Raw genomic sequence first — 25,334 nt, forward strand, 5'->3', positions numbered from 1 at the left:
AAAGACGAAATAAGGATAATTCCGCTCTTCCTTTTGGATAACACCCGATATTCAGGGAGAAAACGATGAACCATTTGCTGCAGGATAATCCGGAGATGTTTATCACGGAAGAGATAGAACGATTTGTCGCAGAGAATGAGGCCAATCGTTTCACCACGTTGGATAACTCGAGGATGTTCGATAAGCCGCTGGTCGGCTTCGCGGACGGCGATGACGAGATATTCGACAAATACCAGGGAGTAGTCGGCGATTTTCACTGGAGGCCCAGGGACCTCATGCAGCAGCTTGCTACCGATGAGAAGTATGAGGGAAGCCTGGAGAACTTAAGCGTTATCGCCTGGGTTCTGCCGATCATGAAGGAAACAGTTGAAGACAACGCGAAGGAAGAGAAGCGGCCCTCCCGCCGATGGGCGTTGACCCGTGAGATGGGCGAGAAGCACAACAAGCTGCTGCGGCGGCATGTCGCAGACGTTCTCAGAAGGGAGGGTCTCCTCGCGACCGCGCCGATACTCACAAGCTATTGGCAATTCCTGGTGGATGACCGCGTCGGCCTTGCGTCTAACTGGTCCGAGCGCCATGCGGCCTTTGCGGCAGGCCTCGGCACCTTCAGCCTCAATGACGGATTGATCACCCCCAGGGGAATCGCTCACAGAGTCGGCAGCGTCATCGTGAACATGAAGCTCGAGGCTAGCCCCCGCGCCTACCAAAACCACATGGCAAACTGCCTCTTTCACAACAGCGGAACTTGCGGCGAGTGCATAAAGCGATGTCCGGCCGGAGCGCTCTCGGAATCCGGCCATGATAAGATGAAATGCGGCATGTATGTAATGCAGTGCACCGAGGAATGGCGCAAGGAGTTCGAAATCGACGAAGAGGCGGGATGCGGCCTCTGCCAGTCGGGCGTGCCCTGCTCAACAAGAATCCCGAAGAGACCTGCAAAAAAATGAAGAAACGGCGGAGCAGGACGGCTCTGGCGCTCATCGCGCGGCCTTACCTGTCCGAGCAATTGCGTGAACGTGAATATGAATAATATCCGCTGCGGAAAAGCTACTACGCTGACCGAGCGGGAGAAGGACCTATTCGCAAAGCATCTCAGACAGCAGGGACTGTCCAATAACGTCTGGGATCTTTTCGATGAATGGGTTGCCAGATCAACTCGCCGAGTAAGCTTTTTCTATTTGAAACTGTTCACGGATGATGAATTGACAGGGCTTGGGCTTTTTGTGAAGATCAAGCCGTTTGATCTTCGCACTTCCTATGCAGCTCTGAGAAAAAACTCCTTTCTCGGGCTATTGGGCGGCGGACTGTCGGCGCTTACAAACAACTGCGCCTACTTATCCTTTCGTAACCTGATTACCTCTAATCTTAGCAGGCCCTTCTTTTATCGGGAGCCGGAAATGGCCGATGAAATGATGAAGGCCATCCTGACATGTTTGAGGAATGAAAAAGAAGCTGATATGGTTACGATCGTTGATACAGCTGTTCACGATGATGTCTATCAAACTGAAGGCTTTGCAAAATATCCCTCTCCCTCAGAAGCGTGGCTTGATGCGACAAGGTACAAGGACATATCCGAATACCTCGGGGAACACCGGAGCCTGAAGAAAAATTTGTCCAGAAGAAAGCAGTCCATAGTTTCCGAGGCGCGGCAGGGCCCGCTATCGGATAAAGATAAAGAGCAGGTAAAGGCGTGCGTTGAATGTTCAGTCGAATATAGCAGAGTCAACACTCCCTGCCAAAAATTCTTTGAGGACAATATATTTGAAACGGAGGTCTTCAACTCCGACAAATATCTCCACATTCTTGTCCGTGTCAATGAGACAATCTCCGGTTTCCATACTTTTCAAATCAGCGGCTCAAACATGGGTGGAGTTCTGGGAGGCTTCAACCGCGACCATTCCCGGAAGAGTTTTGCCTACGAGCGTGTGATAGTCACTTCGCTTGATTATGCGATCAAGAATAACATCAACCGAATTCACTACAGCCTGATCGACAACCAAACAAAGCTTCGCCTTGTTGAATGCCTTGAGCCGTGCGGCCTTTATTTCTATTCGAGAAATCCGTTAAATCGAACAGTGTTTAAGTTCACAAATAGATTCGGCGATCTATACCAACTGCAGCTATTAGAGAAGAAGGAAGCAAATAAAGAAAAGCAGCGCGAATGATATGTCACATTCTCAGGCGCTCGAATCGCGCCGTTCAATCCGTTGGTCTTTGTCCTGAATTCCGCCTTGCTTCCCTATGCGCTGGCTATTGCCCGCTTTCGCATTTTCGATGTCGCGCCGGTGGCGCGCGACACCGTTATCGATCAGATTGGGTGACGGACTGATCGCTCTGGACCGCGTAGCAGATGTGAATGAAGCGGCGCAGTCGCTCCGGGGTCTCGGCCGGTCGCAGGTGACCGGATCATCCCGCCTGTACTTTTTCCCTTCCTGGACTATCCCAAAACTGTCTCCAAAGTCCCGTTGTCTCCCAGAAAAAGGCCCGATATAGTCCGGTCGTTGGATACGCGCGCATGGCGATTTGCGGGGGGATCACATGAAAATAAAGCGGACGGTCGTCCTCTGCGGGAAGCACCTGTGTGAAAACGGCAAAGTTCTAATTCCCGCTCAACCCAGACACCTTGACCATGTAAGATATTGAAAAGAGATCAGCGAAACATTCTCCGGGTGGCCTCTTTGCCTTTTCTTTAGAATTCCTCATACGTATGGAGGTCTGCCTTTTGGCCACTGCGTATCGACCTGTTGAGAATACAGTTCGGACATGATTTTGACGAGTTCGGCGTTCTTCATGAAGATGCGCATATCGCCGCGTATCCTGATTGCTCCGCGCAAGCCGGCTTCGATGAAATCACGCATGCCGGCAGCTATTTCTTCGAAAACGGTGGCCGGACCGCTGAAACGGAAGTCAAGTCCCTTGCCGTCCATTGTCTCGGAAAGTTCTTTGTATTCCTGGCATTTTCCCTTATCGAACAGGATAAAGAAATATTTCGCCTGTCCGTTGCCGATATACGGTGATTTTCCGTCCCCCGCAATTTCAACGCAAATGCGCCACTGGCCCTGAGGCGCGCGAGCGGAGATGTCTTCGCGGCTGTTCACCAGCGCCTTCAGCGTGTCGTACCAGTCTATTGAATAGATATCAGCCATATTCCCCCCCGCCAATTTTTCAGTATCCTCTGTCCGCTTGTTCCCAGAGCCTCGGAAGTCCGAAGTCCTGCGCGATAGACTTGAAGGCATTGTATCCGCATGCCGCAAACACGCCGCCGGACGGATGCGTATATGGCCCACAAAGATACAGCCCGTCTATCTCGGTTCGATATTGTGACGCCTCGGGAAACGGCCTCATCCAGCCCGCCTGATCGGCTGCAAGCGAGCCGTTTGAAAAGCAGCCTTCACGCATCAGCATTGTCTGCTCCATGTCGAGGGGTGTATAGAGTGTGTGGGCGAGCACATTAGCGCACGTCATATTGGGCGCATATTTTTCCCAATGATTGCGAAATTTGTCGTTGTAGGTGGATCGGACTTTATCCCATTCCGCGGGCGTCAGTTCGCTTGCCTTCGGGAAGAAAAACCATCCGCTCATTGAGTGCCTGCCGGGTGGCGCCTGTGTCGGGTCCCAAAGTGAATTTACCCAGGTGCCGGCGCCGGGCGTGCCGGGTATCTTGCCCTGTGTCGCTTCCCTGATATAGTTAATCATCTCCTCGGGTGTTTCGAAGCCGACGATCGTGTAAAACGTCTTGTTGATATTCGGATCCCATTTCGCCGACTTGTAATCCGGTGCCTCCTTCAGGGCAAATGAGGTCGTGCCCAGGCAATGGTCGGGTCCTATTCTGAAATTCTTGACCCGTTTGATCCACAGCTCGCTAAGGTTTTGCTTGCCCACAAGATCGAACAGCGTTTGCTTGAGGTCGGCATTGCTGGCAATCAGTTTCTTCGCTTCAAACTGTGTTCCGTCCTCCAGCCTGACGCCGGCGGCGCGACCGTTCTTGATAATGATCTCGCGCACGAGCGAGTTCTCGCGCATGGCGACTCCTTCCCGCCTGCACGCGCTCTCCATGGCGTGGCTGAGCGTGTGGGTCCCGCCGACACACATCTTCCAGATGCCGATGAGCCACAGGATACAGGCGATGAAAGAAAAGCCGGTCGCGGTCCACTCCGGCGGGGTGCCCCACTCTAACACTTGGCGATAAAGCATCGTCCTGAGTTCAGGGGTTTCAAACGTTTCGTCAATAATCACCCTGACTGATTTATTCAGCATTTCCTTGCCGAGGCCGAGATGCTCGAGCAAAGCGATCGTGATGTCCTCCGGGCCGTGAAGCGAATCGTCGGGAGGCATAACAGGAGGATTCCAGTACAGCATGCAGAATAGATGATCGACTTCCATGGTCTTGCGTTTCAACTCGCAAAACGTCTCGGCATCCTGCTTCGAGTATTGCGCGATGCTCTTATAGGTGAGGTCAAGGTGCTGCGGATTGTGAACGATTATCGGCGGCCGCCCATCGGCGAAAGTGATGCCGCATTGATTGACTGGATAAATCATCTTTGCGCCCAGTTTCTCAAGCCCGAAGTCGTGATAGAAGGGCATGTAATCGATGAATTCCATGTACTGCGCGTGGGTGTTGTGCAGAAAACCGGGAAGCGTCACTTCCTCCGTCGCAAGACCGCTTCCCCATTCATGTCGCCGCTCGAGCACCAGCGTTTGCATCCCCGCGCGCTGCAGATACGCGGCCAGCGTCAGCCCGTTATGACCGCCGCCTATCACTATCGCGTCATACGCTTTCATTGTTCAGGTATCCTCCCTGCTCATCTCCGGGGAGCCAAGGTCATCTTAGCGCGAGAAGCGCCGCCATCCCCAATATTACTGCGGCCCCCGCTGCCGCGAGCATCCATCCGACGGGCCATGTCGCAGGCTTGTCGTCAGCCCTCATTTCTGCGGGCAGGCTCATGAATCTGGCCACGCGAAACGCAAAAAGCGGGTGTCTCCATGCGGATTCGATTTTGAGCTTCCCGCTCATTATCTTTTCAATTGCTTTTCCTGATCCGCTTGAGGCGGCTTCGGCAATATCAAAAATGCCTCCCCGCATGGACAAGTCCGCATTCGGAAAGCATCCGCTGGATATCTCTATGCTGTCGCCCTTGAATTGAACAGTCACACCGATGTTGCCTTCCGATGCTTCAATAGCCATCTTTCCTCGTATTCTGCAGGCTTGCCTGCGCTTGTATTCACAATCGCCCAGGTTCTGCTCAAAGTACTGGAACAACATCATCGCCAGCCCGCTTGGCTCGCCATTTCCTTCAAGACTCACCTTCACGCCATCGACCTCTACAGGGAGTTAGACCTTCTTCCACCATTTTTCCAGGCCATAATCGTCGGCTATCACCTGGAGTGCATTATATGCGGGAGCGAAAGTGATATACCCGTGCGGATGCTGGGTGGAGCCGCACATGTACAATCCCTTGATCGGGGTTCTGTATTGGGAAAGGGCAGGGAAGGGGCGCTGTGAAAGCAGGTTGTCGGGCGCAATGGCGCCAAGCATCCAGTCGCCGCGAACCATGTTCACCAGCCTGTCTGAGATCTCCTTGGGCGTATAGGGAACATATTCGATGATCGCGTTGCGATCCAGATTCGGCGCATATGCGCGCCACTTCGCTATGCACCGCTCGGCGTAATCCGTTTTCACTTCGTCCCAGGCATTCTCATTCCCGTCAATCTGAAACGGAGCGAACTGCCTGATGAGACCGGTGTACTTTCCGGTAGGCGCGTCGGTGGGATCAAAAAGTGAATTGACGGCGCAGTTGAGCTTTGGGTCCGCCAGCTTTCCATTCCTGACCAGCGCGAAGTCCTTATTCAGATCCGACAGCGATTCATATCCCACATTCATTACCCATGCCTGGTTGATGTCGGGATCGAAGGCGGCGGCCGTATACTGTGGCGGCTCGTTCATTGCAAGGTGGACGCTGAACAGCGACCAGTCCTTGTGCCTGCAATTCTTCACCTTCTCGATGAAGAGTTTGTCCGTGATTTCGCTGTCGAGAAATTTCAGAAACGTCTGCTCGAGATCCACGTTACTCGCGACCAGCTTTTTCGCTTCGATTTGCGAGCCATCCAGCAACTTCACGCCGGCAGCCCGGCCGTCCCTGGTCAGAATCTTTTCGACAGGTGCGGCCGGATGCACGATGCCGCCATCCGCAAGCAGGGTCCACCAGAGGGCGTGCGCCAGTTTATGAGATCCACCGATGCAACATTGCCAATTGTCGATCTTGCCGGCGAGCAAAGGAAAAGAAATCGCGAGTCCGCGCACGTCGTTACTGTATGCGCATACGGCCGCATGAAATGCCAGCATGGTCTTGATCTTTTCGTTTTCGAAATGCTGGTTCAGGAAATCATTGATGCTCAGGCTGCGCAGGCGCGCCCGCAGGAACTCGGATTTATCTTCGACTCCCCAGACAGTGAGCGCATTTGTAATTTCGTTCAGGTCGATGGGCGGCGCGAACATGAGGGTGCCGACCAGGAGGTCGAGGAATCCTTTCACTTCCCCGTAAAGCCGGAGCCAGGTGTCGGCGTCCTGTTCCGAAAAGCGAGCCATTGACTGGTACGTCTTGTTCATATCCGTATGGATAGTAAGTGAGGTTCCGTCCCGAAAGACGCTTCCCATTTGGACCGGGGGGTGGGCATAGGTGAGGCCATGCTCGAAGAGTCTCAGGTCGTCATACACCGGCGAAACACCGACAAGCGTATGATAATTTGAATGGACATTATGCAGAAAGCCGGGCCGCGTGAGCTCCTCTGTACAGAGGCCCCCGCCTTCCTCGTGCCTCCTCTCAAAGATGCCGACGCTCCATCCGCACTTCGCGAGATAACACCCGAGCGCCATGCCATTATGGCCCGCTCCGATGATCACCGCGTCAAAACTTGCATCAGCCATCAGTCATCCCCCTCCCGCCTGACTTCTGGACAAATATTTGTCGCGTTATTTGGACTGCCCCGGCATGCTCGAGGGGGAGTCATTTTCCAAGAGCCACGCTTTCCATGCAGTCGTAGTGTTCTTTCATGCATCTCCTGGCGGAGATGGGATTATGCGATTCGATAGCCTTGAGAATTTTTTTGTGGCCGTCGAAGATTTCTCTGGCGACCTTCTCCAACTTCTTCTCATCCATGTTCTGGTATGTCAGGACGAGCGAGCGCGATTGTGCAACCAGTGCGATGAGCATGCTGTAGATCTGGGAGAGGACCGGATTCTGAGCGGCGGCCGCGAGGGCCCGGTGATAAGATAAATGGATAGCGGCCGGATTCTGCGTGTCTTCCGATTCCTTCACTTTCTGAGCCATCTTCCGAATATGCGCAGGCTTCGCGCGTTCGGCGGCCAACCCGGCCGTCTCGATGCCCACGATTCTGGCCGATTCAAGCGCCTGTTCGAGAGACGCTGCACCCGTGGTAAGCGACAGGCCGAGATACCGGTTTTCTTCCGGCCTGCAAATGGTCGTGCCGGGAACATCCCGTCTGATAATTCCGAGGATCTCCAGCGCCTTCATCGCCTCTCGGACCGATCCGCGTCCGACTTTGAACGATTCGCAGAGCTCTCTTTCAGGCGGCAGTCTGTCTCCCGCCTTCAGTTTTCCCGTCACGATCATGGAGAGAATCTGGTCGACGATCTCTCCTGAAAGAGTCGTTTTTTCAACGGGACGGAAATGTAAAGCGCCGTCTTGCGGCGCGGAATCCGCAGACTTGGACGCATTCAGGGTTGCCATGATCATTCCTCTCCTGTTCTGATTTCCACTTGCCGGCAAAGTGAAGAGGGCCGGTATTGCGCCGCACCCCCTGAACCGGATTTGCCGCTATTATCACATGGTATGACCATGTGACTTTATTATATTTCTTTGGGATGTGTCAAGCTGACGCCGGGCTGGAGGCTCATAAATACAAGTTCGGGGAATTGCATCCTATACTGAATGGTTTCGCAGAATCGCCAAGTCTCAACGCATAGTCAGCCGCTCTTGATGCCGAGGATATCCATTACGTCGAGTTCTGAGAGCGGTACGGGCGAAAACATCATACCTGGTTCGATGACGCACGCAGACACTAATTCCGAAGGCTTTCCTTCGAATTGTCCCATAACATCCTCAAGTCTTGGCAGGCCGATGGTGGATATCATATTTTCTATTGCATCAATTGCTGCATCGGCAACTGCCTCCTCGCCGGCATAGTCTTCGGGCGCCAGCCCAAAGATGCAAGCGATCTTTCGGAACTTGCCTGATTGAGCGCTTTTCAGCTTCCTCAGCCCCTGCGGGAGAACTGCGCTGCAGGCGGCGCCATGCGGCACATGACACCTTGCGCCAAGAACATGTCCGATCGCATGAGCGAAATGAGGCATCGCATGGCTGATTGCCATGCCCGCCATGGTTGCGGCCACGCTCATGCCGGCTCGGGCCTCGTCGTCCTCTCCGTCTTTCACGGCTCTCGGGAGGAATTTGGCCGCTAATTCCATTGCATAGAGAGAGAGGGAGTCGCTGATAGGACTGGATAGGGTTGACAGATAGGCTTCAATTGAATGACAGAATGCATCTATCCCCGTGACAGCGGTCAGATCCGGCGGCATCGAGTAGGTGAGCAGGGGATCGACGAGCGCGACGTTTGGACACATGTTGGCGCTTATCACCACCCGTTTGGAGGAGTCATCGCCATGGGTGAATACCGCCATAGAGGTTACCTCGCTGCCAGTGCCGGCCGTGGTGGGAATACATAGAAGCGGCGGAAGATTCGGTGGCGCTTGGCGCTCCTGCGTCAAATCGTATTCCCGGATTGACCCGCCTCCCCCGATGATGCAACCGGCCATCTTGGCGGTATCGATCGAGCTGCCTCCGCCAATGGCAATAATGCCATTACATTCATTCTCCCGGTAAGCATTGACGCATGCGCTCACTGTTCTTTCGGGCACTTCCGGCTCGACATTGGCCCACACCGCGTGTTTGATCTTCGCGCCCTCCAGGGTTTCTACGGCTGTGGCCAATCCTTCTGATTCCGCCGTGATCGGGCCAGTGACAATCAAAGCTTTCTCTATCTCAAGATCGCGCGCGGCGGCGCCCGTTGAGGTTACGACACCGTTGTTCAAAAATAGTTTTGTTTGCATCACAAAATTTAATTCATACCGTGCATCACCCGCAAAGTAAGACATGAGGCAATCCTCCTTCGGTTTGGAAAACCAGGAAATTTTGATTCGTATATCGCAGGGTGTCTCCCAGCTTCTCAGACCCGGGCAGAGTTGCGGGCTCTTTGTAGGATTTTCATTTGACGACCATATAAATTTTACACAGCGGGACATAGGCTTTACCCTTTCCTCCGAGCCCGGCATCATCCAAAGCCCTTGGTTCCAAGTAGTTTCCTGACGATGCCGCGCCTGCGTGCTCTTGATGGCATACATATTGAATATCAAGAATGAAGCCATATGCAAAGACGAACCCAAAGAGAGTCTTTATTGAGGGAATCAGCATACCCGGGAAGAGCGACTCTGGCTTTATTGCTCTCATTCGGCGTCTTTCTCATTGGGGGATGCGCCTCCGAACATTTCCGGATGCTGACCAGGGTGGAGCAGCATTATCCCTCCGCTTCCCAATGCGGCGAGTGTCACATCGAGATCTACAAAGAGTGGACGGAGTCGCTCCATTCCAAGAGTTACTCCAGTGACAGCTTCCGTCTCGCGACGAATGATCATTCCTTTGAGGACTGTCTTGGTTGTCATACGCCCGTTTCCATTCATGCCGCGGGCGTACCAGCCGCAAGAAATGCCATCCGCGAAGAGGGCGTGACCTGTATTTCATGCCATTTCAATCAGGGAACACTTATCGGTCCCATCGAACCTACGGCCACGGTCGTGCCGCACGAGGTCGGCGTCGAAAAAGAATTCTTCACGACCAGTTCGCTCTGCGGGACATGCCATCAGGGAACATATGAAGAGTGGCGCAACGCTGCAATCGAGAACAAGAAAAATTGTCAGGACTGTCACATGCCGAAGGTGAAGAGAAAGGTCACCCAGGCTGACAGCTTAACATCGAAGATCTTGGTGAGCATGGAGGAGGAGCACATGCTCAGGCGGCACACGTTCAGTTTCGAAAAAATGGAAGCGCCCGAAGAAGCCGTTTCTTTGGATGTCAGGTGGGAATGCGAAGAGCAGGGGGGCTTCGCCGAAGTGAACGTGATCAATCTTCTTCCCCACTTCATCCCGACCGGCGATTTCGGCTTTCGGAAAGCGACATTGTCCTTAACAGTGAAGTCGGACGACGGGAAGACGCTGCTCGAGCAGGCGGTGGACATTTATAAGGAAACGCAGACTGCTCTGAGGCCTCTGGAGCGACGCGCATTCCGATTTTCACTACCTCTTGAGGCAAGCCGGCTGGAAATTGTATTGAAGAGAGAAGGTCAAGATGGAGCACATCGATTTATCATCGATCAGCACCTGTTCGTCAAGGGCGAGACGAACTGGTAAAATTCGCCGTTTTTCTGCGACCGAACGCCTGTTGCACTGGTCGTTCGCCCTCCCGCAAATCGTCCTGATGGTGACAGGGGGGTTGCTGCTATTCTCCGCCTCACGCTCGGGTGAAAGCGCATCCAAATTGAACCTGACGACGCTCCACAGGATCGCGGCCGTATGTTATATCCTCGCGCCTTTCCTGGTCTTCATGAGTGGGGACGCGAAAATCCTCCTCAGAAACATCAAGCTGGCATTCAGTTGGGACCGCAACGATTTCAGGTGGTTCTATGGCTCGTTCATGAAACTCTTCATCCCTTCTACAACCATGCCCGCCGTTGCAAAATTTAACGCCGGACAGAAGCTCAACATGTTGATTGTAATGAGCATGGGCGTTGGTTTTGTTGTTTCGGGACTTATCATGTGGTTATCCGACGGCCTGTTGCTGGCGTGGTTCATCCATGCCTCGTTGTTCCCGTTTGCGGTTCTCACGGTATTGGGTCACATGTACATGGCTGTTCTGCATCGATCCACGCGCCCCTCGTTTTGGGCAATCATTCATGGGGACGTCGACAGAGAATGGGCTGATCATCATCATCCTCGATGGGCAGGAACAGTGGAAGAACCTTGCACAGATGAAGATCCTCAATCATAAAAATCTCGCCGCTGTGGCGCGTGCAATCATGCTGGTTGTTCCGCTTGTCCTCGGGACGGAGGCAAAGGCGGATTTGCCTTCCTTCGCCAGGTTTCTCTCTCCCGGACAGCTCACAAAATCCCACGCTCATGAAAAGAAGTTAACGGATTGTTACGCGTGCCATACGCTCACCCGCGGAATAGACGACTCTCGGTGCCTGGATTGCCACAAGGACGTCAAGGAGAGGCTTTCGAGAAGGGACGGCTATCACGGCAAACTCCAGGGAAGCTGCACAGAATGCCATACCGATCACAAAGGGTTGGAGTCGGATATCATCAATGACTTTGACCCACAAGCTTTCAACCACAGGCTGTCGAATTATCCTTTAACAGGCAAACACGCCGAAATCCATTGTGATAAATGTCACGCCAAACAGCACCCGCACGACGAACCGCACATTCATTATATCGGACTCAAAGCAACCAAATGCACGAGCTGTCATAAGAATCCACACCCGCAAGCGATTAGTATCGATTGTGAAAAATGTCATTCAACCGACGGCTGGTCCGGGCCGGCGCTGAAGTACACACACAGCCGCGATTCCCAATATAAATTACTGGGAAAACATCAGGAGGCATCATGCGAAAAATGCCATCGTGGTCCCGAGCCGGCAACTCAATTCATTGTTCCGAACACCGCTTGTGTGGATTGTCACGCGGACAAACATAACGACCAGCTCTCAAAAAGCTGCGAAAAATGTCACGACGAAACGGGGTGGACCGGCAGAAGCACGAATTACTCCCATGCACTCGACTCCAATTATAAGCTGGTGGGAAAACATCAGGAATTGAGTTGCGACAAGTGCCACAAACCCGGCGAACCAATCGCAAAACTTGCGGCCGCTAAATTCAAGGATATTGGGACCGATTGTATTAACTGTCATACGGACGAGCACCAGGGACAACTGTCAACACAATGCCGGAACTGTCACGGCGAATTCGGATGGAAGGGCGCTTTCCTCACATTCAACCATGACGAGCAATCAAATTTCAAGTTGGACGCCATCCACAACTCCGTTGGCTGCGCGGATTGTCATGAACACGAGACATACAAGCCTCTCAAAGCCGCTTGTGTCGATTGCCACGCCGAGTATGCGGAAATAATGGCCGGCTCCTCCGGCATGACTGCCGGCAAGGCCCTGCCGGACCCACATTGGAAACGCATTCGCTGTGACCAGTGTCATGACAGTCGCGAAGAAGGACAGCGAATCGTCAGCTATCAGGATAGGTGCGTCCAATGTCACAACCCTCGATATGGGCTTTTACTGCTCGACTGGATGAAGGCTTGGTTTGATAGCCGGGTTGAGACACACGCGCTTTTTCAACAAATCCAGGAACAAGGATTAACAATGCCCGCAGAGTTTCAACAATTTCCCGAGAGGATCAAGCAAGTGGAAAAAATTGGGGCTCACAATTTCCTGTTGGCGCCGCTCGAATGGAAAGCTTTAAAAGACGACCTTGAGCGTGAAGCCTCAAAAAGCCTGACGAGTAAAGCGAACAACAGTGACGCCCGGCAGTTGCTGGAAACGGCGTCAGAGAATTCAGCGGCGGAAGGATCGAAAAAATGAGAGGAATGTCCATGCTCCAAAGGACCTCAGACAAAGTTGTGGGAAACATCTTGGATGGCATGCAGACTCATCTGAGAAATATACTCTCGCTGCATTTTCATCCCGAACATGGGAGCCCGTACTGGCTCAGACGACAGACAGAACTCGGGATTGATGTTGCAAGTGAAGTGAAAGAAGTGGACGATCTTTGGAAGCTGGGGTTGATGGATGACGAGTCACTGCGAGGCCTGTCAGTGGAAGAGTTTGTTCCTCGGGCATTACTAAAGGAAAAGCAAACGTTTGTTCTTGGTGACAGCGCAGGCTCAACCGGCGCGCCTAAGCTTACCGCCTACTCAGAAGAGGAGTTCAGCGGCGCGTTTATAGAGCCTTTTTCCCGTGCCGCGAATGCGATGCGATTTCCACGCGAGGAAAACTGGCTGTATATAGGTCCTTCCGGCCCACACATAATCGGAAAGGCCGCGCGCGCCTGCGCCAATCGACTGAAAAGCATGGACCCATTTTCGGTGGATTTCGATGCGCGATGGGCTAAGAAAATGAAATCCGGCTCAATGGGGAGTCGGAGATACCTTGAGCACGTAATCGAGCAGGCTCTGGGAATCCTGGACAGCCAGGACGTTGGAGTGCTTTTTACAACACCTTCCGTCTTGGCGGCTCTGAGCGAGGGGATGACCAAATCTCAGCGCCTGAAAATCAGAGGCGTGCATTATGGAGGAGTCGCTCTGACCCATGAGAGGTACGATGCTTTTCGGCAAGACATGTTCCCCAACGCGGTTCATATTTCAGGCTACGGCAATACCCTGTTTGGAATGTGTCCGGAACTGTTTCCCGTCGAGCCTCGGCCAATCGACTACTATCCACACGGCAATCGACTTGTCATTCGCCTGATCCCCCTGTGCGAGGGAGCCATCCCTGACGAGCGAGTGCTCCAAACAAGGGTCGCCTACGGCGAGCGAGGAAGGATCATGTTTCACCGACTGGATTCCAGCGGACTGATCGTCAACATGTGCGAACGCGATAGCGCCGAGCGCATCCCGCCCCCTGAGAGAGTTGAACATCTGGGTTTTGTGCAAGACGGGTTCCGTTGCCCGGAGCCGTTGCCGGTCATGAGGAATCGGTTGAAGACCGGACTGTATTGAGGGATATTTGCGGTAAGGAAAGCAGGTGCTCTTGATGAATCGAAGAATGACAAAGCCGGAACTGCTTGCTCCTGCAGGTACGTTGCAGACCTTGAAAGAGGTAACAAGCGCGGGGGCGGACGCCGTGTATTGCGGCGGCAAGAATTTCAACATGCGTCTTCACCGCTCTGACTTCAACCTCTCAGCAGAGGAACTGGCTGAAGCAGTCAAGTGGTGTCACGAGCGCGACAAACGGATATATGTAACCGTCAACAGTCTTCTCGGGGACGAGGAACTGAGCCGGCTTTCCCGCTACCTCGAATTTCTTGAAAGCATCGGCGTCGACGCAATCATTTTGCAGGACCTCGGGGTTCTCCATCTGTCCCGCGAATTAGGTTTGAAGCTCGAAAAGCATGCCAGCACGATGATGAACGTGCATAGCAGCGCCATGGCGACTTCCCTGGGCGAATTGGGGATTACGCGCATCATCACGTCGCGGGATATCACGCTTGCTCAAGTGCAGTCGATGTGGCGGGAAACCGGCCTCGAATTCGAATACTTTATCCATGGCGATATGTGCACGTCTCAGAGCGGGCAGTGTTTCACCAGCGGCATCCTCTTCGGAGAAAGCAGCAACAGGGGGCGGTGCCTCAAGCCTTGTCGCTGGCCATATGACCTTGTCGACGCGCAGAACGGCGACTCTGTCAAAAACGGCCGCCCGGGACCATATCTGCTCGCTCGAAACGACATGTGCATGTTTCAAAATATACCGGAGATGGTGAATGCCGGAATATGCTCATTCAAAATCGAGGGCAGGATGCGTCCGTCTGAATTTCTGAAACCGATTGTGCAAGCCTATCGCGAGGAGATTGACAGGTATTGGGAAGCTCCCTGTTCATACCGCAAGAACGGAGACGCGTACAGCGACCTTCAAAACAACCGGGTCCGCGATTTTTCGTCCTGTTATGCATTTGGCAATCCCGGATCGTCTTCCATCGGATTTTCCGGCAAGCGGGAGCCGCGCCTCTTCAGCCATGCTCCCGGGATTCGGTTCCAGAACGCAAAGGGAATGGCCGACCTTGCAGCATCGGCTTCCCGCAATAGTGATCAACAGCACGCCTGCAATCCGGTTCCTCGCCTGGCAGTGCGGGCAGGCTCTCCCGAGGCTGCGTATGGCGCGCTGGAAGCGGGTGCGGACCTCGTTTATGTCGCAGGAGAAGTCTTCTTCGAGGAGGGAACGCGATGGACCGGCGGCTCGATCGCGGAATTCGCCTCGTTCGCCCGGGCATCGGGAAGGAACGCCGGAATCGCCACGCCGAGAATCAGCACGGAGCGAGAATTGTGGGAACTCGAGCGCCTGTTCCAGGGTCTACCAATTGATCTAATCGATTCCGTCCTGGCCACAAACCTGGGAGCGCTTCGGCTCGCCAATACATATTTTCCGGGGCAGGTTGTCGCCGATTTCAATTTTTCGATTCTTAATATCGGAAGCATCAAGCTCATGAGGAGCTTGAACGTACAACGGTTCACTCCTGCGGCGGAAGCCTCCCTCGAGGAAGCTCTGTCTCTCAGTCGGCAGCGCATTCTGCCCGAAGAGCTTGTTGTTCACGGACCGGTATTGGGAGCCGTTCTGGAGCATTGCCTGGCTGCTGCGAACATCGATTATGTTCCCCCAAACGGCAATTGCCCCATGCCCTGTCGCAGTAGACAGCAGTATGCGTTGAAAGACGAGCAGGGACAGATATATCCACTGATGATCGACCAGTATTGCCGAAATCACCTGCTGCTTCCTTTTGATATCTGTCTGCTTCCCCTCTTGAGGAGTGTTCTAAAGGCAGGAGTTCATGTTCTTAGAATTGAGGGGCAATATTACGAGGCGGGGCATCTCAAGAGCATCGTTGAACTGTATCGACGGGAAGTAGACCGGATTGCCGGAAGCAACGACTGTCCTTCGCTCCGCGAGAACGATTACGAAAAGTTGATCCGGATCAGCCCGCGACCGTTCAGCATGGGGGCTTATATGCACGGAGTGTTGGGGAGTCTTGGCCACTTGATGAAGGAGGAAATATCGTGCACAGAGATACGATAGTCGCCGGTATCGGTCCGAGTGAAATAGTTCGAAAGAAGAAAGAGTATCTCATCCCCTGCGTCTATCATTTCTACAAGGAGCCAATGCAACTTGTCCGGGGCAAGGGTCAGTACCTGTTCGACCACACGGGAAAGCAGTATCTCGACTGCTATTCGGGTGTGTCAGTCGTCAACGCCGGCCACTGCCATCCCTATATTGTGGACCGCATCTGCGAACAGGTGAGGACGCTGCAGCACACCACAACGATCTATCTTACGCAGCCGATCGTAGACCTCGCGGAACGGCTGGCTGCGATCATGCCGGGTGACATCAAGAAGAGTTTCTTTTGCGCAAGCGGCTCGGAAGCCAATGAAGGCGCCGCGTTGTTGGCGCAGATTTATACCGGTCGGAGCGAAATGCTGGCGTTGCGCCACGGCCTCCACGGGCGGACGAAGCTCACGATGAGCCTCACCGGCCTGTCATTCTGGCGTACGGATCCTGCGCCGGTAGGCGGCATTACTCATGTGGCCGGCCCGTACTGTTATCGCTGTCCGCTGGGTCTTTCGGTTGAATCATGCGAGATCGAGTGTGCGCTGGAGGTCAAGGCGGCCATAACGACGAGCACTTCCGGCCGCGTGGCGGCATTCTTTGCTGAGCCTATTCAAGGCAACGGCGGCATAATCACTCCTCCGCCGGGTTATTTCGAGCGAGTGAGGGAAATACTCGATCATTATGAAATCCTTTTTGTTTCCGACGAGGTGCAAACCGGTTATGGTCGAACGGGTAAGATGTTCGGCTGCCAGCATTACGATATCATGCCCGACATCGTCACCTCCGCGAAGGCGTTGGCTAATGGAACCCCCATCGGCGCGTTTTCGACGACCGATTCCATAGCGGCTTGCTTTACACGTCCCAGCGCATCAACCCTTGGCGGAAATCCCGTCTCCAGCACTGCAGCCCTCGCCACGCTGGACGTAATTGAGGACGAAGGATTGGTATCAAGAGCGGAATTTCTGGGAGGGGTACTGAAACAAAGGTTCCTGGAACTGCAGGACCGGCACCGCTTGATAGGCGATGTCCGAGGCAAGGGATTAATGCTCGGGATCGAGCTTGTTGGGGAGGAAAAGGCTCCGGCCGCTGAAGATACCGATCATATTCTGGAATTACTGAAAAACGCCGGTGTGCTTGCCGGCAAAACAGGCGCCGCAAGAAACGTGCTCACTTTCCAACCTCCGCTCGTGATCGAGGAAGAAGACATCGATCGGTTGACTGAGGCACTGGAAAGCGTCTTCTCGTTTGTGGAACCTTGAAAGGAGAGATCGAAATGGATTCTGTACACGAAAGGACTTCATCCGACACAATCTCAGCCGGGCTGCCCGATACGGTTACCGACAGCCGCGAATACTTCAATGAATTCCTGCCGCAATTGATCCGGCAAAAGGAGGACATCACGATCGGCAATACGAACTTTACATGCATGTTCCGCATCGAGGGAGAGAAGGGAGGCAACTGGCTCTTCGAAATCAAGAAAGGCAAGATCAAGCCCCCGGTTCCCTGCGGCGAAGTCGAAGCGCCCTGTGTCATCACGATGGACAACGCCACGCTGATGCAGATCATAACCGCAAAGGTGCAGCCCGCTCATGCATTCTTCCGGGGGCACGTCAAGGTCAAGGGCGGAATGCAAATGCTGATAAAGTTGTCCACTCTCCTTCCGATTTATTTTCGCAAACATACTTTACGGCCCAAAAGGTAGGAACGGTCTCCGCTCATGTTCGTTCTTTACAGCCGCCTCATTACTTGTCACTCCCGCAAAATCCTTCGGGCGCTGACATGCATTACCATTGTCATGGGAATTTTCGTTTTCAGGCTTGAGACGAATAATTCGATTGAGACGTGGTTGCTCGATGACGACCCGCGGCGGCTTTCCTACGAGAAATTTGTGGAGATGTTTGGTACCGAAGAGTTCGTGCTGGTGGTCTACTCGGATACCGACCTGTTTTCGAGAGAATCGTTCCAGTTGAATTATCAGATTTCCGAGAAAGTCGAAAGCATCGAAGGGGTTGCTCGGGTTTGGAGTCTCTCCGAAGTTTATCGGAACATCGTATCGCGGCTGCCCGTCGGGGCAGCGCTGCCGCTGCATCGATTCAAAGAGGGAGTCCTGGGACATCCGCTGTTTACGGGAAACTTGATCTCCGACGACGGCGTGACAACCGCGATCGTGGCGGTGCTGACGCCCGACGGGACGAAGGACCGAAACGGGACGGTGCGCGCGATACGACAAGCGGCGGCAGAGGTTTGTCCGGACAAGGATCTGCGGTTTGCCGGGCCGCCCGTCATGAGCGCCGAACTCGACCGCATTGCGCGACGCGACCCGCGTGTCTTCACTCCATTGGTGGTGATCATGGCGGCGGGTATCCTGCTCGCCATGTTTCATCGCCCGGCAGGCGTCAGGATCCCTCTTGCGGTCGCGGGCATGAGCATTGTCTGGTCGCTCGGAATCTTTTCGCTGATAAGCGGCACAATGAACATGGTGCTCGCCGTCATGCCGCCGTTGGTTCTCGTGGCCGCCGTCGGAGATTCCATTCACCTGCTTTGCCGCTACCGGCATCATATCCGAAGCAAACCGCCCGAAAGAGCAGTGGTTGAGGCGGTAAGAGATGTATGGAGGCCGTGCCTGATGACAAGCCTCACAACTGCGGTCGGCTTCGGGTCGCTTGCTGTAAGCCATTTCTCGCCGGTCAGAAGCTTTGGCCTGGTTTCGATGCTCGGGATCGCATTCGCCTTTGTCATAACTATGTTGCTGGCTCCCGCTTCAATAGCGTTTAAGCGCGGGGCCGGGTTATCCGCCGCCTCCGAGGATGTTAGTCCTCTGAATAAGATTCTGTCCTTTATAAAGACGGTAAACGCCAGGCGGCCGGTATGGATTCTGTCCGCTTTCGCCTTGTTGAGCATCGTCGGCCTCCTGGGTATAATTCGGCTGAATGTGGAGGCAAATACTCTAAAGTTTTTTCCCGCCGACGGCGAAATCAGGCGGACATACAAGTTCATTGAAGAAAACCTGACGGGACTCAGTCCATTCGAGATATTGTTGCGGGGGGACGAACTGGGGGAACCCGCAACGCTGGCTGCGATCGATCGCATCCAAGCCTATCTTGCCGAACAACCTCACATCACCCATTCCTTTTCCGTCCGCTCCTTGCAGGCTGGTTTTGCGACCCCTCACGCACTTGCTCCCGCATCGGAAGGTCTGCGGATCGCGGCGCTCTTTAAAGACCTTGAGGATTCTTTCATCAATCGGGAGCGCAGCGCGACTCACATCTCAGGCCGCGGCCTCACAATGAATTCCATCCTTTACGAGCGCGCCATGGACGACATTCAGTCGTTCGTGAACGCGGTCTTGCCCGAGGGGATCACCGCAGAGTTGACAGGGGTCGTCCCGCTGATCGCTTCAATGGACAGATACCTCCTCGTGACCTTCATGAAGAGTTTTGCAATGGCCTTGCTGATTATCGGCGTGATCATGTCATTAAACTTCCGGTCGATCCGCTTCGGACTGCTCAGCATGATACCGAATGCGATCCCCATCGTTGCCGTTCTCGGCCTCATGGGGTTCTTGGCGATCGACCTCAGTCCGGCGACGGTGACAGTCGCCTCCGTTTCCCTCGGCCTTGTTGTGGACGACACTATTCATTACATGCATCGATACTTCCGTTATCTGGAGAACGGAAGTGCGCCTTCGGCGGCAGCCGCCATGGCCACAGCCACGGTGGGCGCCCCCGCGATTTACACTACATTGGTATTGGGGGCCGGCTTCATTGTGATGGTTGTTTCCGACTTTGGGCCGACCAGGCTTTTCGGGCTTCTTTCGGTTTTCAGCATAATGCTCGCCCTGCTATGCGATCTGTTTCTGCTGCCCGTACTGCTGGTGAGGTTTACGCCGGTGACGCCTCTGGAGCCGAAACCCGCTCTGGTAGTCAGCACGCATGCGTTGGAGGAATATCAGGATGCTTCTTGAGGAAGGCGTTACTTTCATGAGGGATTGGTTTCATTTGCGAGGCAGACTTTATTACGATGAGAGCCTCATTCCCACACGGGCCGTACTCCTCTGTTCTCCGCACCCCCATCTGGGAGGGGACATGGAGAACAACGTGATTGTCCATATTGCGCGCACCCTCAGTGCGCACGGATGCGCAGTCATGACTTTCGATTATGCGGGAGTCGGCAACAGCGACGGCCCCTGGACAGATGAAATGGAGCAATTTGAGTTCTGGGAGTCGATCATGGATTCCGAGGACTACGGAATTGTGGTCCCCGATGCCGAGGCGGCCTTCGATCACCTGCTGAAGTGTCTGCCGTCACAGCCGCACGTTGTTTTGGTCGGCGGATATTCGTTCGGGGCTGTCACGGCTCTCCGCGTTGCCTGTTCACGAAAGGTGGACGGAGCCTTCGGGATATCGCCGCCGGTCGGCGAGTATGACCTGAGTTTCGTTGAGTCAATCGAGTGCCCGAAATACTTCATTTCATCCGATCAGGACCTTGCGTGCGATATAGGTGAAATAAAAGCGTTCTGCGAGCGGATCAATTCGAGCGAGAGGCTTTCGATCATACCCGGTGGGGATCATTTCTTCGTGGGACAGGAATTCCGCCTCTGTTCGGTTCTCATGGATCATCTGAAGCCGCATTTTGGCCTCAGCCCCGCTTAGATGCCGGAATCGACCGGGATTCACACCCTCAGATTCAGCGACTCGATCTTGTTATACATGGTCTTGAGGCTGATGCCCAAAGTCTTGGCGGCCTGGCTCTTGTTGCCGCCGTGGTGGCGGAGGACGCGAAGAATGTGCCGCCTCTCGATCTCGCTGAGCGGCAGCGTTTCCAGTTCCCCGTCATCTTCACCCGATTGCTCCGGGGTCAAGGCCAGGTCTTCAGGCCTTATCTGAGGGCCGTCCGATAACAGGCACGCCCTCTCGATCACGTTCTTCAATTCACGGACGTTTCCCGGCCAATGATGACGTTTGAGCACCTGAATCGTTTCGGGGAGCAACGTTTTCTTTTCAGCTTGATAGGCCGTCTGATTCAGGAAATGTTCGGCGAGGAGGGGGATGTCGGCGGGCCGCTCCCTCAGCGGCGGCATCTCGATAGTCACTACGTTCAGTCTGAATAGAAGGTCTTCGCGAAATCGATTCTGCTGCACTCTTTCCGTCAGGTTCTGGTTTGTGGCCGAAATGACGCGGACATTCACCCTGTGAACAGTATTGCTTCCAACCCGCCGGATTTCGCCCGATTGCAGCACTCTCAACAGGCTTACTTGCACTGATGAGCTTGTTTCAGAAACCTCATCCAGCATAAGAGTACCGCCGTCGGCGGCCTCGAAGAGACCGGGCTTGCTTTGCACCGCCCCGGTAAAAGCCCCCTTCTCATGGCCGAACAGCTCGCTCGCCAGCAGTTGCTCCTGCAGCAACCCGCAGTTGACGGCCAAAAAGGCCTGGTCATGCCGGCGACTTCTGGTATGGATCATCCTGGCGATCAGCTCCTTCCCCGTACCGCTCTCTCCTTGAAGCAATACCGGTGCGTCCGACGGCGCGATCTTATCGACCACGCTCAGCACATCGTTAATTGCTTTCGATTTCCCAATGAACGTCTCGGACCAGCGGGGGGACACAAGATCGCGAAGCACAATGTTCTGCGTGTGCATGACCTTTTTTTCATACGCTTTTTGCAGGACGATTTCAAGCTTCTTGAGCTTACAGGGCTTCGTGAGGAAATCGTAAGCTCCCAGTTTCATCGCCTCGGTGGCGCGGTCGATCGTGCCGTGCCCGGTCAGCATGATTATCTCTGAAAGGCTTCCCATTTTCTTGACAGCTTCAAGAACCTGCATGCCGTCCATTTCGTTCATCTTGATGTCGAGGAGTATGACATCAAACTCTCTGTTTCGCAGCTCGGCCAGGGCACCGCTGCCGCTCATCCGCGTGACGACCCGATGGCCGATCCGTTCGAGTTCACCCCCCAGCAAATTGCAGATTTGTGGATCGTCGTCGACGAGAAGAATTTCTATGGGCGTTTTTGCATTTTCCATGGTCGTCCGTTATCTGTCCGGCAGCCTGATCGACACGCTTGTCCCTCGGTCCTTCCCCGGGCTGCTGACCCTTATTTCCCCTTTGTGTTTTTGTATGATTCCATAGCAGACGGCCAGGCCGAGGCCAGTGCCGCGCCCGACGGGTTTCGTCGTATAGAACGGTTCAAAAATATTATTCAGATTCTCGGGCAGTATTCCTTTTCCGTTATCAACTATTTCTGTCACAACCGAATCCCTTTCCTTGAGAACAGACACCTCGATCCTGCCTCCGTCGGGAACGGCGTCCAGCGAGTTACACAGGACATTGAAGACGACCTGTTTCAGGCGAATCGCATCGCCGATCAGATATGCCTTATCTCGGTGCAGGTTTTTCTGTATGACCACTCTTTTCTTCTTCAGTCTGAAGTCGAGCAGTTCCAGCGTAGAGGTGACGACTTCGTTCATGTCGCATAATTCCCTGTCGGTATCGCTCTCCCGCGAGAAATCGAGCAGTCCTTGTGTGATGGCCTTGCAACGGTACACTTCGGCCAGAATTGTCTTGAGATAGCGGCATACTTCATCCTTCTGAGCATATGAGTTCAACTGATTGGCGGCAGCCTCCGCAGCGTACGCTACGCCGGAAAGGGGATTGTTGATCTCGTGCGCAATGCCGGCCGCCAGCGTGCCGATGGCCGCCAGCTTGCTCGATTGAAGGAGTTGTTGCTCCATTATCCTTTTTTCCGTTACATCTTTGATGTATTCAATCACCATTTCCGGAGGTCGGCCATTCTGGGAAAGGGGAAATGTACGGATTTCCACTTGCAGCTTTTGCCCGTGGATGTGCCATATCATTTCAGCGGCGCTGCTCTGTCCTGTATTGAAGGTTTGCGCCGCCGGGCATCGCTCGCAGATCGTATCGCGCCCGGCGCATGTCTTATAGCAGTGGGATTGCGGCGCGTCTTCCGAAAGACGGATCAAATTTCGCAGGCCTGAATTTGTGTTTACAACCTTGAACTGCCGGTCGATTACTGATATGCCGTCCGTTATTCCATTGAAAAGCTGCTGCAAATGTTCGTTTGCCTTCTTCAGTTCCTCGGTCCGCTCCTGAACAAGGTCTTCCAGTTTCTCATACAGTTCCTTTAGATTCATCGCCATCGTCTGAAGCGACCGATCCAGGTCTCCGATCTCATCCCTTGAAGAGACGGTTTTGGGATAATCAAAATTTCCCTTTCCTATCTGAGCAGAGCGATTTCTCAAATCGATTATGGGAGTTGCAATCGATTTCGAGAACACGATGCTGCAGGCAAGCCCGACCAGCAACATACCCGCGACACTGAACATCAGGATGCGATCTGAAAGTTGTTCTTCTCTGCGCGCGATTCCGATCGATCGCTCAAGTTCGTCCTGGGCGGTTGAGCGAAATTGCTTCAGGTCCTCTATCACTGTTTGAGACTGCTCCGTCAGTTCCTGAAAAAGGTGAATGGCCCGCTCATTGGCCCTCAAATCTTCCAGTGTCAATATCTCCTCCAAAACCGATTCGATTTCGGAGAAGTCCTTCTTGAAAGAATTAATCCAGGCAAGTTCTTGCTCCCGATGCAACTTTTCCTCACGGATTTCCTCTTCCCTCACCACCTGAAGCTGCTCCAGCTGTTCCACCTGCTGAACGGTCGAACGTACTTTGCGGAGAAGCATGCCTCTCTCATTGTCATCACCTGAAATGAAATATCCAGCCAGATCCTTGACGCAACCGTCAATGGAAAGTTGGATCTCATTAACCAGCCTTATCTCAGTCCATTCCTCGCGGATTTTCGCGTTGGCCCGTTTGACCTTGTCGAGACGATATTCGGCGACTACGTACCCGGCCACCAGCAGGAGCATGAGGATCAAAAAACCAAGAAGAAGTTTCGTGCGTATTGTCAATTTCATTGCTGTGCCATGTTCAATCCCAAAATTCTATAAGTGCTTACTTAAAATCATACAACCCGCGGAGTCGGTATGGCAAGTGCTGCATATTTGCAGAAAGTTGCGGTATGCCTCTGATGGATTTTTGGGTTGGAAATGCTTACCTCTTGACGCTGGAGTGGAAACCGATGGATGCAGAGCCCGGATTCTTGACTGCCAAAGGAATTACCTATTCTCCTCGAAAATTGCCAAAAGCATTCTTTTCCCTTTGCAATCGGCTAATCTGCCGGAACTAGTGCATTCGCAAATCAAAATTCCAATACTCAGGGTCTCAGACTCAGGTGCGCCACCATATCCTGAACTGAATTCAACTCAAAAACCTCCGTATCCTGGCCGAATTTAACTTCGCACCCCGTCTCTTTCTTGATGATCCCTTCGATATCGGACAGGCTGCTATGCTCCGGATCGAACCTCACCTGTCGTACATTGTCCATTTCCGGCGCCTCCCAAGACCCTCTCGCCGTTCCCGGCAGATAAATCGCCCCGGTCGAGAAGTCGATGGCAAAGGCGATGAGGCCCGGAATGACAAAAAGCAATAATCCGACGCCGTCCAAAATCGCTACCCCGGGATCTATCCGCCCGCTTCTTTGCCCCCTTCGCTCCGGATACAGAAGCGTTCCGCAACCGAACTGAAAAATTAATGCGACCGTGATCAAAAAATAGAGATTTTTCCAGAGACCTTTTAACATGGCATTTCTTCTCCCGTTCCTCTCCCCTGGCTGCTCAAAAACACCTTTGCCCATATGATCTTGCGACACCGGGAATCCTTGCCAATTCTGCATGCAATTTCGCTGCCATTCCAACAATTGTAATATAGCGCTGCCGCGAAGTTCAATCCCTTCGCCTTCTCCGTTGCTACAAAAGAAAATTATTTCCTCAGGAGAAAGAACGAATGCCGGAGGCTCATGAGCCCGGGCCGTTGTATACTTGCGGGAAACTTGACAAAGCCGTTCAGGCATGATATAGTTCTGGAAGAGTAAGACTCTTGGAAGCGAAAACGAGTTAGAAAAATTCGGTTTGATCCGTAAGAGTTTTGGTGACTCTTGCGGGTTTTTTTTATTTGCGATCAGGAGACGCTGCTCAATATTTGATGAAGGAGGTGAATCGATTGGCAGAAGGAACAGTAAAATGGTTTAGCGACCAGAAAGGTTTTGGGTTTATCACCCAGGACAACGGACCAGATGTGTTCGTGCATCATGAGTCAATAAACGGAAGCGGGTTCAAAACCCTGTCCGAGAATGACCGCGTCCGTTTTGATACGGTCCAGGGCCCGAAGGGTCTGAAGGCAGTAAACGTGGAGAAACTGTAAGAGTCTTCATCTTATCTGCGCAAATCCCGCATCGATTCGTTTCGATGCGGGGTTTTCACTTTATCCCGCAGCCGAAGGGCCTAAAACCGCATCGCGCGGGAAAAT

Annotated in this window: 21 protein-coding genes; 12 read left to right on the top strand and 9 right to left on the bottom strand. The window is 53.5% G+C overall.

Annotation, left to right across the window (positions count from 1 at the left end; translation table 11 throughout):
- Nucleotides 1-95: 95 nt before the first annotated feature.
- Both C4520_02065 and C4520_02070 read left to right on the top strand, forming a co-directional pair.
- Nucleotides 96-947 carry an epoxyqueuosine reductase gene (locus C4520_02065; protein RJP25709.1) on the top strand — a complete coding sequence of 284 codons (852 nt, stop codon included), beginning with the start codon at nucleotides 96-98 and terminating at the stop codon, nucleotides 945-947.
- 75 nt (nucleotides 948-1,022) lie between these two features.
- Nucleotides 1,023-2,165, top strand: coding sequence for a hypothetical protein (locus C4520_02070; protein ID RJP25682.1), 1,143 nt, complete (start codon nucleotides 1,023-1,025; stop codon nucleotides 2,163-2,165).
- 534 nt (nucleotides 2,166-2,699) lie between these two features.
- On the opposite strand, the gene C4520_02075 is transcribed toward C4520_02070, so the two are convergent.
- The 6 genes from C4520_02075 to C4520_02100 form a co-directional block, all read right to left on the bottom strand.
- Nucleotides 2,700-3,236 (bottom strand): hypothetical protein, encoded by a 537-nt coding sequence (locus C4520_02075; GenBank protein ID RJP25683.1) that lies wholly within the window; start codon nucleotides 3,234-3,236, stop codon nucleotides 2,700-2,702.
- The gene (locus tag C4520_02080; GenBank protein ID RJP25684.1) at nucleotides 3,166-4,782 is read right to left on the bottom strand and encodes an NAD(P)/FAD-dependent oxidoreductase; all 1,617 of its coding nucleotides are present in this window, start codon (nucleotides 4,780-4,782) and stop codon (nucleotides 3,166-3,168) included. Before C4520_02080 ends, C4520_02075 begins: the two co-directional genes overlap by 71 nt.
- 40 nt (nucleotides 4,783-4,822) lie before the next feature.
- Nucleotides 4,823-5,311, bottom strand: a complete 489-nt coding sequence (locus C4520_02085; protein ID RJP25685.1) for a hypothetical protein — start codon at nucleotides 5,309-5,311, stop codon at nucleotides 4,823-4,825.
- A gap of 21 nt (nucleotides 5,312-5,332) precedes the next feature.
- Complete coding sequence (locus tag C4520_02090) at nucleotides 5,333-6,925, bottom strand: NAD(P)/FAD-dependent oxidoreductase (GenBank protein RJP25686.1); 1,593 nt, start codon at nucleotides 6,923-6,925, stop codon at nucleotides 5,333-5,335.
- Between the two features lie 79 nt (nucleotides 6,926-7,004).
- The gene (locus C4520_02095; protein RJP25687.1) at nucleotides 7,005-7,754 is read right to left on the bottom strand and encodes a FadR family transcriptional regulator; all 750 of its coding nucleotides are present in this window, start codon (nucleotides 7,752-7,754) and stop codon (nucleotides 7,005-7,007) included.
- A gap of 230 nt (nucleotides 7,755-7,984) precedes the next feature.
- A complete protein-coding gene (locus C4520_02100; GenBank protein ID RJP25688.1) occupies nucleotides 7,985-9,442 on the bottom strand; it encodes an iron-containing alcohol dehydrogenase in 1,458 nt (485 codons plus the stop codon).
- Here C4520_02100 and C4520_02105 point away from each other — a divergent pair, their 5' ends adjacent.
- The 9 genes from C4520_02105 (at nucleotide 9,443) to C4520_02145 (ending at nucleotide 20,609) form a co-directional block, all read left to right on the top strand.
- Nucleotides 9,443-10,480 carry a hypothetical protein gene (locus C4520_02105; protein RJP25689.1) on the top strand — a complete coding sequence of 346 codons (1,038 nt, stop codon included), beginning with the start codon at nucleotides 9,443-9,445 and terminating at the stop codon, nucleotides 10,478-10,480.
- Complete coding sequence (locus C4520_02110; GenBank protein ID RJP25690.1) at nucleotides 10,419-11,117, top strand: hypothetical protein; 699 nt, start codon at nucleotides 10,419-10,421, stop codon at nucleotides 11,115-11,117. The genes C4520_02105 and C4520_02110 overlap by 62 nt, the downstream gene beginning before the upstream one ends.
- Complete coding sequence (locus C4520_02115) at nucleotides 10,867-12,723, top strand: hypothetical protein (GenBank protein ID RJP25691.1); 1,857 nt, start codon at nucleotides 10,867-10,869, stop codon at nucleotides 12,721-12,723. Before C4520_02110 ends, C4520_02115 begins: the two co-directional genes overlap by 251 nt.
- 11 nt (nucleotides 12,724-12,734) lie before the next feature.
- Nucleotides 12,735-13,859 carry a hypothetical protein gene (locus tag C4520_02120; GenBank protein ID RJP25692.1) on the top strand — a complete coding sequence of 375 codons (1,125 nt, stop codon included), beginning with the start codon at nucleotides 12,735-12,737 and terminating at the stop codon, nucleotides 13,857-13,859.
- A 25-nt stretch (nucleotides 13,860-13,884) separates the two neighbouring features.
- Nucleotides 13,885-15,927, top strand: a complete 2,043-nt coding sequence (locus C4520_02125) for a U32 family peptidase (GenBank protein RJP25693.1) — start codon at nucleotides 13,885-13,887, stop codon at nucleotides 15,925-15,927.
- 83 nt (nucleotides 15,928-16,010) lie between these two features.
- Nucleotides 16,011-17,216 carry an aspartate aminotransferase family protein gene (locus tag C4520_02130; protein ID RJP25710.1) on the top strand — a complete coding sequence of 402 codons (1,206 nt, stop codon included), beginning with the start codon at nucleotides 16,011-16,013 and terminating at the stop codon, nucleotides 17,214-17,216.
- 14 nt (nucleotides 17,217-17,230) lie between these two features.
- Nucleotides 17,231-17,659, top strand: coding sequence for a hypothetical protein (locus C4520_02135; GenBank protein RJP25694.1), 429 nt, complete (start codon nucleotides 17,231-17,233; stop codon nucleotides 17,657-17,659).
- 15 nt (nucleotides 17,660-17,674) lie between these two features.
- Nucleotides 17,675-19,921: a hypothetical protein gene (locus C4520_02140; GenBank protein RJP25695.1), complete on the top strand. Its 2,247-nt coding sequence runs from the start codon at nucleotides 17,675-17,677 to the stop codon at nucleotides 19,919-19,921.
- Entirely contained in the window at nucleotides 19,890-20,609 is a 720-nt protein-coding gene (locus tag C4520_02145) for a hypothetical protein (protein RJP25696.1), read from the top strand. The genes C4520_02140 and C4520_02145 overlap by 32 nt, the downstream gene beginning before the upstream one ends.
- Nucleotides 20,610-20,629: 20 nt before the next feature.
- On the opposite strand, the gene C4520_02150 is transcribed toward C4520_02145, so the two are convergent.
- The 3 genes from C4520_02150 to C4520_02160 form a co-directional block, all read right to left on the bottom strand.
- Nucleotides 20,630-21,979, bottom strand: a complete 1,350-nt coding sequence (locus tag C4520_02150) for a sigma-54-dependent Fis family transcriptional regulator (protein ID RJP25697.1) — start codon at nucleotides 21,977-21,979, stop codon at nucleotides 20,630-20,632.
- A gap of 9 nt (nucleotides 21,980-21,988) precedes the next feature.
- A complete protein-coding gene (locus tag C4520_02155; protein ID RJP25698.1) occupies nucleotides 21,989-23,884 on the bottom strand; it encodes a HAMP domain-containing protein in 1,896 nt (631 codons plus the stop codon).
- Nucleotides 23,885-24,183: 299 nt separating this feature from the next.
- Nucleotides 24,184-24,609, bottom strand: a complete 426-nt coding sequence (locus tag C4520_02160) for a hypothetical protein (GenBank protein RJP25711.1) — start codon at nucleotides 24,607-24,609, stop codon at nucleotides 24,184-24,186.
- Between the two features lie 401 nt (nucleotides 24,610-25,010).
- Here C4520_02160 and C4520_02165 point away from each other — a divergent pair, with 401 nt between their 5' ends.
- The gene (locus tag C4520_02165) at nucleotides 25,011-25,229 is read left to right on the top strand and encodes a cold-shock protein (GenBank protein ID RJP25699.1); all 219 of its coding nucleotides are present in this window, start codon (nucleotides 25,011-25,013) and stop codon (nucleotides 25,227-25,229) included.
- Nucleotides 25,230-25,334 lie beyond the last annotated feature (105 nt).

The organism is Candidatus Abyssobacteria bacterium SURF_5, from assembly GCA_003598085.1.
In the GTDB taxonomy this organism is placed as follows: domain Bacteria; phylum Abyssobacteria; class SURF-5; order SURF-5; family SURF-5; genus SURF-5.